The sequence below is a fragment of the Limnohabitans sp. DM1 genome, assembly GCF_001269385.1.
Classification (GTDB): domain Bacteria; phylum Pseudomonadota; class Gammaproteobacteria; order Burkholderiales; family Burkholderiaceae_C; genus Limnohabitans_A.
The window spans coordinates 1-7498 of record NZ_CXOO01000039.1 but is presented as its reverse complement, the minus strand read 5'-3'; the positions used below and the strand labels follow the sequence as shown (position 1 = coordinate 7498).

The 7498-nt window shown below is 54.6% G+C and carries 8 protein-coding genes and 3 pseudogenes; 10 read left to right on the top strand and 1 reads right to left on the bottom strand.

Going from position 1 to position 7498, the window contains the following annotated elements; translation table 11 throughout:
• A pseudogene (locus AMM33_RS15515) lies at window positions 1–282 on the bottom strand (ISL3 family transposase); the annotation flags it as partial.
• An 86-nt stretch (window positions 283–368) separates the two neighbouring features.
• Here AMM33_RS15515 and AMM33_RS15510 point away from each other — a divergent pair.
• The 10 genes and pseudogenes from AMM33_RS15510 to AMM33_RS15465 all read left to right on the top strand — a co-directional run.
• Window positions 369–689: a hypothetical protein gene (locus AMM33_RS15510; protein WP_090142211.1), complete on the top strand. Its 321-nt coding sequence runs from the start codon at window positions 369–371 to the stop codon at window positions 687–689.
• A gap of 169 nt (window positions 690–858) precedes the next feature.
• On the top strand, window positions 859–1431 hold the full coding sequence (locus AMM33_RS15505; protein ID WP_090142210.1) for a DUF302 domain-containing protein: 573 nt from the start codon (window positions 859–861) through the stop codon (window positions 1429–1431).
• A gap of 23 nt (window positions 1432–1454) precedes the next feature.
• Window positions 1455–2774, top strand: coding sequence for an OmpP1/FadL family transporter (locus AMM33_RS15500; protein ID WP_090142209.1), 1320 nt, complete (start codon window positions 1455–1457; stop codon window positions 2772–2774).
• 134 nt (window positions 2775–2908) lie between these two features.
• Window positions 2909–3214 (top strand): ArsR/SmtB family transcription factor, encoded by a 306-nt coding sequence (locus tag AMM33_RS15495; RefSeq protein WP_090142208.1) that lies wholly within the window; start codon window positions 2909–2911, stop codon window positions 3212–3214.
• Between the two features lie 22 nt (window positions 3215–3236).
• Window positions 3237–4601 carry a sulfite dehydrogenase gene (gene soxC, locus AMM33_RS15490; RefSeq protein WP_228768173.1) on the top strand — a complete coding sequence of 455 codons (1365 nt, stop codon included), beginning with the start codon at window positions 3237–3239 and terminating at the stop codon, window positions 4599–4601.
• Window positions 4585–5658: a c-type cytochrome gene (locus AMM33_RS15485; protein ID WP_090142207.1), complete on the top strand. Its 1074-nt coding sequence runs from the start codon at window positions 4585–4587 to the stop codon at window positions 5656–5658. Before soxC ends, AMM33_RS15485 begins: the two co-directional genes overlap by 17 nt.
• A gap of 69 nt (window positions 5659–5727) precedes the next feature.
• Complete coding sequence (gene soxY / locus AMM33_RS15480; protein ID WP_090142206.1) at window positions 5728–6183, top strand: thiosulfate oxidation carrier protein SoxY; 456 nt, start codon at window positions 5728–5730, stop codon at window positions 6181–6183.
• A gap of 54 nt (window positions 6184–6237) precedes the next feature.
• Window positions 6238–6549, top strand: coding sequence for a thiosulfate oxidation carrier complex protein SoxZ (soxZ, locus tag AMM33_RS15475; protein ID WP_194945494.1), 312 nt, complete (start codon window positions 6238–6240; stop codon window positions 6547–6549).
• 73 nt (window positions 6550–6622) lie between these two features.
• Window positions 6623–7087, top strand: a pseudogene (locus tag AMM33_RS15470) (sulfur oxidation c-type cytochrome SoxA); the annotation flags it as partial.
• 66 nt (window positions 7088–7153) lie between these two features.
• Window positions 7154–7498, top strand: a pseudogene (locus AMM33_RS15465) (ISL3 family transposase); the annotation flags it as partial.

Sequence of the window (7498 nt, the reverse complement as noted above, 5' to 3'; positions counted from 1 at the left end):
AAAATCAGGCTCGACCAACCGCACCGAACCGTTGGGAAGTTTCACGCGAGGCGTGCGAACTTGCAGATGGCACTCGTGTTGAAAGAAGTTCAGGTGCCGATACGTCTTGGCCACCGTGTCGTGCACACCATGCAGCCCATCGTGACCCGAGACTGCAAAGCGACTGCCGACTTTGAAGTCAATCAATATCGTCAAGGTCTTGGCACCTTCGTCGAACTCAACCGAGGCAACGCACCACGGGTCAGTGATGCCCAGGGCAGATTCAAACAGCTTGGCAGTCATCAATTCACGCTCAAAAGTTGATCAATATGGCAGAAGCTTACCCACTCAAATTTCAAGAGAACCGCTTTTTTAATGGAGTGAATCCAATGAAATTGCACACAACGATGGTTTGTTTGATGGCCGGAACATTTTCCGTGTTGGCCCAGGCTCAGCCCGCCATCTTCAAGGATGCGGACTACAAGCAGGGCGAAAAATTGATCGCAGAGAGCAAATGCGTGGCCTGCCATGTTTCGAAAGTGGGCGGTAACGGCAGCGCCATCTACAAGTCCCAAGGGCGCATCAACAACGCATCTTTGCTGCGTGGCATGGTGGAGCAGTGCAACACCGAACTGAATCTGGGCATGTTCCCTGAGGATGTGACATCGGTGGCAGCTGTTTTGAATCGGGATCACTACAAATTCAAGTGAGACCATGAGGAAACCAGCCCATTGCGGCTGACAGATTGCTTACCCCATAGGGTATAGGGTATCTGCCAATACCCGAGTCTTCTCCTGTCATGGATGATCAACGTCACTCCAGTTAGAAACGCTATGTGTTTGCCTGGATCTCATCAATGCATGTCCACAGGAGAAAACAATGCGCAAATCTTTCACATGGCTGAAATGGGCCGTTTTGGCCAGCTCGATTGGATTGACCGGTTGCGGCACCATCAGCACCCTGGGCAAACTTGAATCTGGCGCTGGCTCAGAAGCTAGCCGCATGTGGGATCGCTGGGTCGAGGGCGAAGGCGACATTGCCGTGGCCACCACCTGGGAGCGCAAGGTCAAGGCGGGTGTGACTGCCCAAGAGGTGGAGCAAGTCCTCAAACAAGTGGCCACCGAGCGCAACATGCGTGATGTGGGCACGCTGCCCCTGTCCAAAGAACTCGAAGCCCGTTCGGGCAAAAAAGAAAAACTGCTGACCGTTTACTCGTTCTGCTCGCCCGCCACAGCCCGCCGTATGGTGGACTTCAGCCCTCACATGGCCGCTTACCTGCCTTGCCGCGTGTCCATGGTTGAAAAAGAGGATGGCCTGTGGCTCTACACCCTCAACATGGACATGATGGTCAAGATGGGCCGCAAGCTGCCATCACCCTTGAAAGAAGAAGCCAAAGCCGTGCGCGACACCATCTGGGAAATGATGGAACGCGGCAGCAAAGGTGAGTTTTGATCTGTCATAACGAGGAGACATCGATGAAAAAAATTAACACTTTGCGTGCCACCGTCGTGGCAGCTGTTTTGGCCACAGGTTCTGCAGCGTGGGCGACAGACGGCTATTTTCCCCATGGCTTTGGCATGAAATCCAAAGGCATGGGCGGGGCTGCAGTGGCCGTCACCGACAACGCCTTTGCAGGCATCAACAACCCGGCCGCTTCGGTGTGGGCGGGTAACCGGGCTGAGATGGGTGTGGATATTTTCATGCCTAAGCGCAGTGCTGCGCGCTCGGCGCCTGGCTTTGGCGGCATGCTGGAGGGCGACGTCGAAAGTGATGGCAGTGCTTTTGCGGTCCCGGAATTTGCTTACAACAAAAAGATTGATGACCGCATGAGTTGGGGTGTCACGGTTTACGGCAATGGCGGTATGAATACCGAATACCCAGGGGGTAACGTGAACTGCATGAACCAAGGCCAGCAATTTAAGGGTAACTTGTTGTGTGGCCAGGGCAAACTGGGTGTGGATTTGATGCAGTTAATCGTCGCCCCCACACTGGCGTACAAACTCAATGACCAGCACTCAATTGGCGTGTCGCCACTGTTGGTGATGCAACAGTTCAAAGCCACAGGCCTTCAGGCTTTCACATCAACAGCGCCTGGTCAGCAAATGTCCATGAATCCAGGCAACGTCACTGACAAGGGTACTGACCGTTCGACAGGTGTTGGCGTGCGTCTGGGCTATCTGGGGCAGCTGTCAGATACCCTGAAATTCGGTGCAAGCTATTCACCGAAAATCAAGATGGGCAAATTTGATAAGTACTCGGGTTTGTTTGCAGATGAAGGATCTTTCGATATTCCTGAAAACTACGCCTTGGGCATCAATGTGCAGGTCACGCCCGCCGTGTCCGTGGCAGCGGACTACAGTCGCATCAACTACAGCGGTGTTCAGTCCATTGGCAATCCGATGAGTAATCTATCTCCCACATCACCCATGGGTTCGGCTAATGGCCCTGGATTTGGCTGGTCTGACATCAATGTATTGAAGTTGGGTGTTCAGTGGCAGGCCACATCCACCATGGTCTTACGTGCGGGCTACAACCAGTCGACCAACCCAGTCAAGGCTGAGAACGTGACCTTCAACATCCTGGCACCCGGTGTGATCACCCAGCATTTCACCGTGGGCGGCACCTATGCCTTGTCCAAAGACTCGGAGTTCACATGGGCGTACATGTACGCACCTAAAAACACGGTCACTGGTCCTTCGATGTACAACGCAATGATGCCCGGTGCATCTGGCATCACTGAAACCATCCGCATGTCCCAGCAATCGTTGGGTGTGCAGTACGGCTGGAAATTCTGAACCAAGTGCAAGTGTGTTCCTGATCAGGGTTTGTCCTGATCAGGAAGTTCGTTGGGTGTAATCCCTGATTCAGATTTATCGCTTATCCTTTATATTCGAACATCCGAATATACAAACCTAATGGCAAGTACAGCATGGCTGATGAAATTGATGAAGTGTTTGACAGGGCTGCAGAGTTGTTTGCCGTACTGTCAACGCCCATTCGTTTGCGCATCATCAGTGAGTTGTGCCAAGGGGAAAAAAATGTAGGGCAGTTGCTGGACCAAATTGGCGTGGCGCAACCCAACATGTCGCAGCACCTGAACATCATGTACAGGTCGGGCATTTTGGGAAAGCGCCGCCAGGGGGCCCAAATGTTTTACCGGATTGCAGACGAAACCGCCGTGGTGGTGTGCCGTGCCATGTGCACGCAAGTCGCCATCGACACTGCCGTGAATTGACAATTCAAAACAAGGAGTTTGTGTGAAAGAAGACAGCATCAATTCAGGAAGGGTGCAAAAAGCACCTGAAAACTTCCTGACCCAAAGTGGCATCAAGGAGGTCTTTGCCGAAGGCAAAAAAGGCCGCCGTGATTTCATCCGCAACGCCTTTGCAGCAGCGGCTGCAGGCGCCGCCGCCCCCATGGCCATGGCCCAGGGCAACCCGGTGCCCGTTGAAGGCGGTGACCCCAACATCTTGACATTGCCTGAGCACGCTGTGGGCTTGGGTCAAGGCGTGGCCGTTGAGGGCTACGGCAAGCCCTCCAAGTTCGAAGCGAACTTGCAGCGTCGTCAAAGCCCGGGTCTGACACAAACCACCCAAGCCTCGGTGTCGTTTGCGCCACTGCAGTCTTTGTTCGGAATCGTCACACCCAGCGGTTTGCACTTTGAGCGGCATCACCAGGGTTGGTGGGACATCGACCCGTCCAAGCACCGCTTCATGATCAACGGCATGGTCAAAAAGAACATGGTGTTCACCATGGACGAGATCATGCGATTGCCATCTGTCTCGCGTTTTCACTTCATTGAATGTGGTGCCAACAGCGCCACCGAATGGGGCAATGTGGCCGTGCCCACGGTGCAATACACCCACGGCATGTTGTCGTGCAGTGAATTCACGGGTGTGCCTTTGATCACCTTGCTCGAGCTGGCCGGTGCTGATCTGAAAAATGGCAAGTTTGTGCTGGCCGAAGGCGGTGACGGTTCTTCCATGACCCGCACCATCCCCATGAGTCTGATCACCTCCGGCGAGGTCATCGTGGCCTATGGTCAAAACGGTGAAATGCTGCGCCCTGAAAACGGCTACCCGCTGCGTTTGGTGGTGCCCGGCGTGCAAGGTGTGAGCTGGGTCAAGTACCTGCGTCGTGTGGAGGTGGGTGACAAGCCTTACGCAGCCAAAGACGAAGCGATTCACTACATCGACTTGCAGCCCGGTGGCCTGCACCGTCAATACACAAACTTGCAGGAAGTCAAAAGCGTGGTGACCACACCTTCTGGCGGTCAAGTGCTGCTGGACAAAGGTTTTTACAACATCACCGGACTGGCCTGGTCAGGTAAAGGCAAGATCAAGCGGGTGGATGTGTCCACCGATGGTGGTCGCAACTGGCGTCAAGCCCGTTTGGAAACGCCCGTTTTGTCCAAAGCCCTGTCGCGCTTCAATCTGGACTGGGTGTGGGATGGCAAGCCAGCCATCATCCAAAGTCGTGCGCAAGACGACACGGGTCATGTGCAGCCCACATACCAGCAGGTGCGCGGTGTTCGTGGCACGCGATCGATCTATCACAACAATGCCATCCAGTCGTGGTTGGTGCAGGAAAACGGTGAGGTGAAAAATGTCCAGGTTTCGTAATGCCGTTTTGACGGTCGCGTTGTTGGCTGTGGCTGGTGTGGCTGCAGCTCAAAGCGCCCAGTACCCAGGTGTTGGCCGCATGGCTACCCCCAAAGAAGTCGCCAAGTGGGATATTGATGTGCGCCCTGACTTCAAGGGTTTGCCTGCGGGCTCTGGCTCTGTGGCCAAAGGTCAGGATGTGTGGGAGGGCAAGTGTGCCCACTGCCACGGCGTGTTTGGTGAGTCGGGCGAAGTGTTCAGCCCCTTGATTGGCGGCACCACAGCTGAAGACGTCAAGACGGGTCGCGTGGCCAATTTGAACCGCTCGGACTATCCAGGCCGCACCACCATCATGAAGGTGGCCACGGTGTCCACATTGTGGGATTACATCAACCGTGCCATGCCTTGGACCAACCCCAAGTCGCTGACCACGGAAGAGGTGTATTCGGTCACAGCGTTCCTGTTGAATTTGGCCAATATCGTGCCTGACAACTATGTGTTGTCAGACAAGAACATTGCCGAAGTGCAAGCGCGCATGCCCAACCGCAACGGCATGAGCACGGCGCATGCCATGTGGCCAGGCAAGGAGTTTGGGGGTGTTAAAAACCCCGACACCGCCAACAAGGTGTGCATGAAAGACTGCACGCCTGATCCGAAGGTGGCGTCGTTCTTGCCAGACTTTGCGCGCAATGCACACGGCAACTTGCAAGAGCAAAACCGCAGCGTGGGCCAGCAGCGTGGTGTTGACACCACCAAGCCTGAACCCAAAGCCGGTATGCCGGTGGCTGCAGCAGCCCCTGTGGTCGCAGCCAAGCCTGAAAACAACGAGGCCAAGGCCACAATCGCTCTTTTGAACAAACACAGTTGCACAGCTTGTCACGGTGTTGACAAGAAAATCGTGGGTCCCGGCTTCAATGAAGTGGCCAAAAAACAAGCTGGCAAAGTGGATTATTTGGTTGGCAAAATCAAAGCAGGTGGTGTCGGTGTGTATGGTCAAATCCCCATGCCACCCCAGTCGCTGCCTGATGCCGACGCCAAACAAATTGCCGAATGGATTTCCAAGGGGGCCAGCAAGTAATTCGGGATACACCCGTTGCACTGCTGAACCTGTTTCAATAGCATCACTCAACCATCAAGGAGATATCAGATGCAAACCCGTCGCGAGACACTCAAGCAAAGCGCAGTTGTGGCTGGCCTCTTGGCCTCCGCTGGCTTCCCCCAGTTCGCCCACGCCGCCTTCAACAAAGCCGCATTCGACGCCAAGTCGGTGCAAGACGCAGCCAAAGCCGCTGGTGCTGCCAGCATGGCCGAAAGCAAAGATGTGACCATCACGGGTCCTGACATTGCTGAAAACGGTGCAGTGGTGCCTTTGGGTGCCAGCACTTCGCTGTCTGGCGTCAAGCAATTGCTGATCATGGTTGAAAAGAACCCAGCCGCTCTGGTGGCACTGTTCCATGTCAGCGATGCTGTGGACGCCAACTTCACGACCCGCGCCAAAATGGGCCAGTCCTCCGATGTCTACGCCGTGGCCATCATGAACGACGGCAAGGCTTTGTGGGCCAAAAAAGAAGTCAAAGTCACGCTGGGTGGTTGCGGCGGCTAAGCCCCTGCATGCACCGCCCTTACATTGATTCATTGAAAGATTTAGGAGAGAAAAATGGCAGATCCAATGCGCATCCGTGCCCAGGCCTCTGGCGACAAAGCAACTGTTCGTGTGCTCATGAGCCACGAAATGGAATCCGGTCAGCGCAAAGACGCTTCCGGCAAAACCGTGCCGGCCTGGTTCATTCAGGAAGTCACAGCCAGCCTCAACGGCAAGCAAGTGCTGGCCGCTGAGTGGGGCCCCGCAGTGTCCAAAAATCCGTTTTTGCAATTTGCTGTCAAAGGCGCCAAAGCCGGTGACAAGATTGCGGTGACCTGGAAAGACAACAAGGGAGACACCCGCACCGACGAAGCCACGGTGTCGTGATCTTCCGCTGAGTTGGAAAAGGGTGGAGCCACAACCTCCCCCTTTTTGCTTTTTTAAATCACCCGAGGTGAGCATGAATAAAAAAACAACCCTGGCCATGGCTGCAGCCTTGGCCTTGAGTGCACTGCCAGCATTGGCCCAAAAAACCGCCAGCCAAGGCATTGACGAATACCGTGCCATGCTGCAAGACGGCAATCCGGCTGATCTTTTTGAAGCCAAAGGGGAAGACCTTTGGAAAAAAGCCCGTGGCCCCAAAAATGCTTCGCTTGAAAAATGCGATTTGGGTCAAGGCCCAGGTGTGGTGAAAGGCGCTTTTGTGACCTTGCCTCGCTATTTTGCAGACACGCAACGCATGCAAGACTTGGAGTCGCGCCTGCTCACTTGCATGGAAACCCTGCAGGGTTTCAATGCCGCAGACATTGCAAAGACCCCGTTTGGTCGCGGTGAAATGGCCAACGTCACCGCTTTGGCCACCTGGGTTGCGGCTGAGTCCAAGGGTATGAAGTTCAACCTGTCTCAGTCACACACCCAGGAAAAAACTGGTTCTCTTGAAATTTGAGTGGGTAAGCTTCTGCCATATTGATCAACTTTTGAGCGTGAATTGATGACTGCCAAGCTGTTTGAATCTGCCCTGGGCATCACTGACCCGTGGTGCGTTGCCTCGGTTGAGTTCGACGAAGGTGCCAAGACCTTGACGATATTGATTGACTTCAAAGTCGGCAGTCGCTTTGCAGTCTCGGGTCACGATGGGCTGCATGGTGTGCACGACACGGTGGCCAAGACGTATCGGCACCTGAACTTCTTTCAACACGAGTGCCATCTGCAAGTTCGCACGCCTCGCGTGAAACTTCCCAACGGTTCGGTGCGGTTGGTCGAGCCTGATTTTGCCGGGCGACTTAATGGCTTCACCTTGCTGTTTGAAGCCTTCATTCTGATGCTGTCTGGCCAG

What these genes read in the sequence shown, in the direction of transcription:
- AMM33_RS15510 (WP_090142211.1), top strand. Translation starts at nt 369, where the DNA reads ATGAAATTGCACACAACGATGGTTTGTTTGATGGCCGGAACATTTTCC.
- AMM33_RS15505 (WP_090142210.1), top strand. Translation starts at nt 859, where the DNA reads ATGCGCAAATCTTTCACATGGCTGAAATGGGCCGTTTTGGCCAGCTCG.
- AMM33_RS15500 (WP_090142209.1), top strand. Translation starts at nt 1,455, where the DNA reads ATGAAAAAAATTAACACTTTGCGTGCCACCGTCGTGGCAGCTGTTTTG.
- AMM33_RS15495 (WP_090142208.1), top strand. Translation starts at nt 2,909, where the DNA reads ATGGCTGATGAAATTGATGAAGTGTTTGACAGGGCTGCAGAGTTGTTT.
- AMM33_RS15485 (WP_090142207.1), top strand. Translation starts at nt 4,585, where the DNA reads ATGTCCAGGTTTCGTAATGCCGTTTTGACGGTCGCGTTGTTGGCTGTG.
- soxY (WP_090142206.1), top strand. Translation starts at nt 5,728, where the DNA reads ATGCAAACCCGTCGCGAGACACTCAAGCAAAGCGCAGTTGTGGCTGGC.
- soxZ (WP_194945494.1), top strand. Translation starts at nt 6,238, where the DNA reads ATGGCAGATCCAATGCGCATCCGTGCCCAGGCCTCTGGCGACAAAGCA.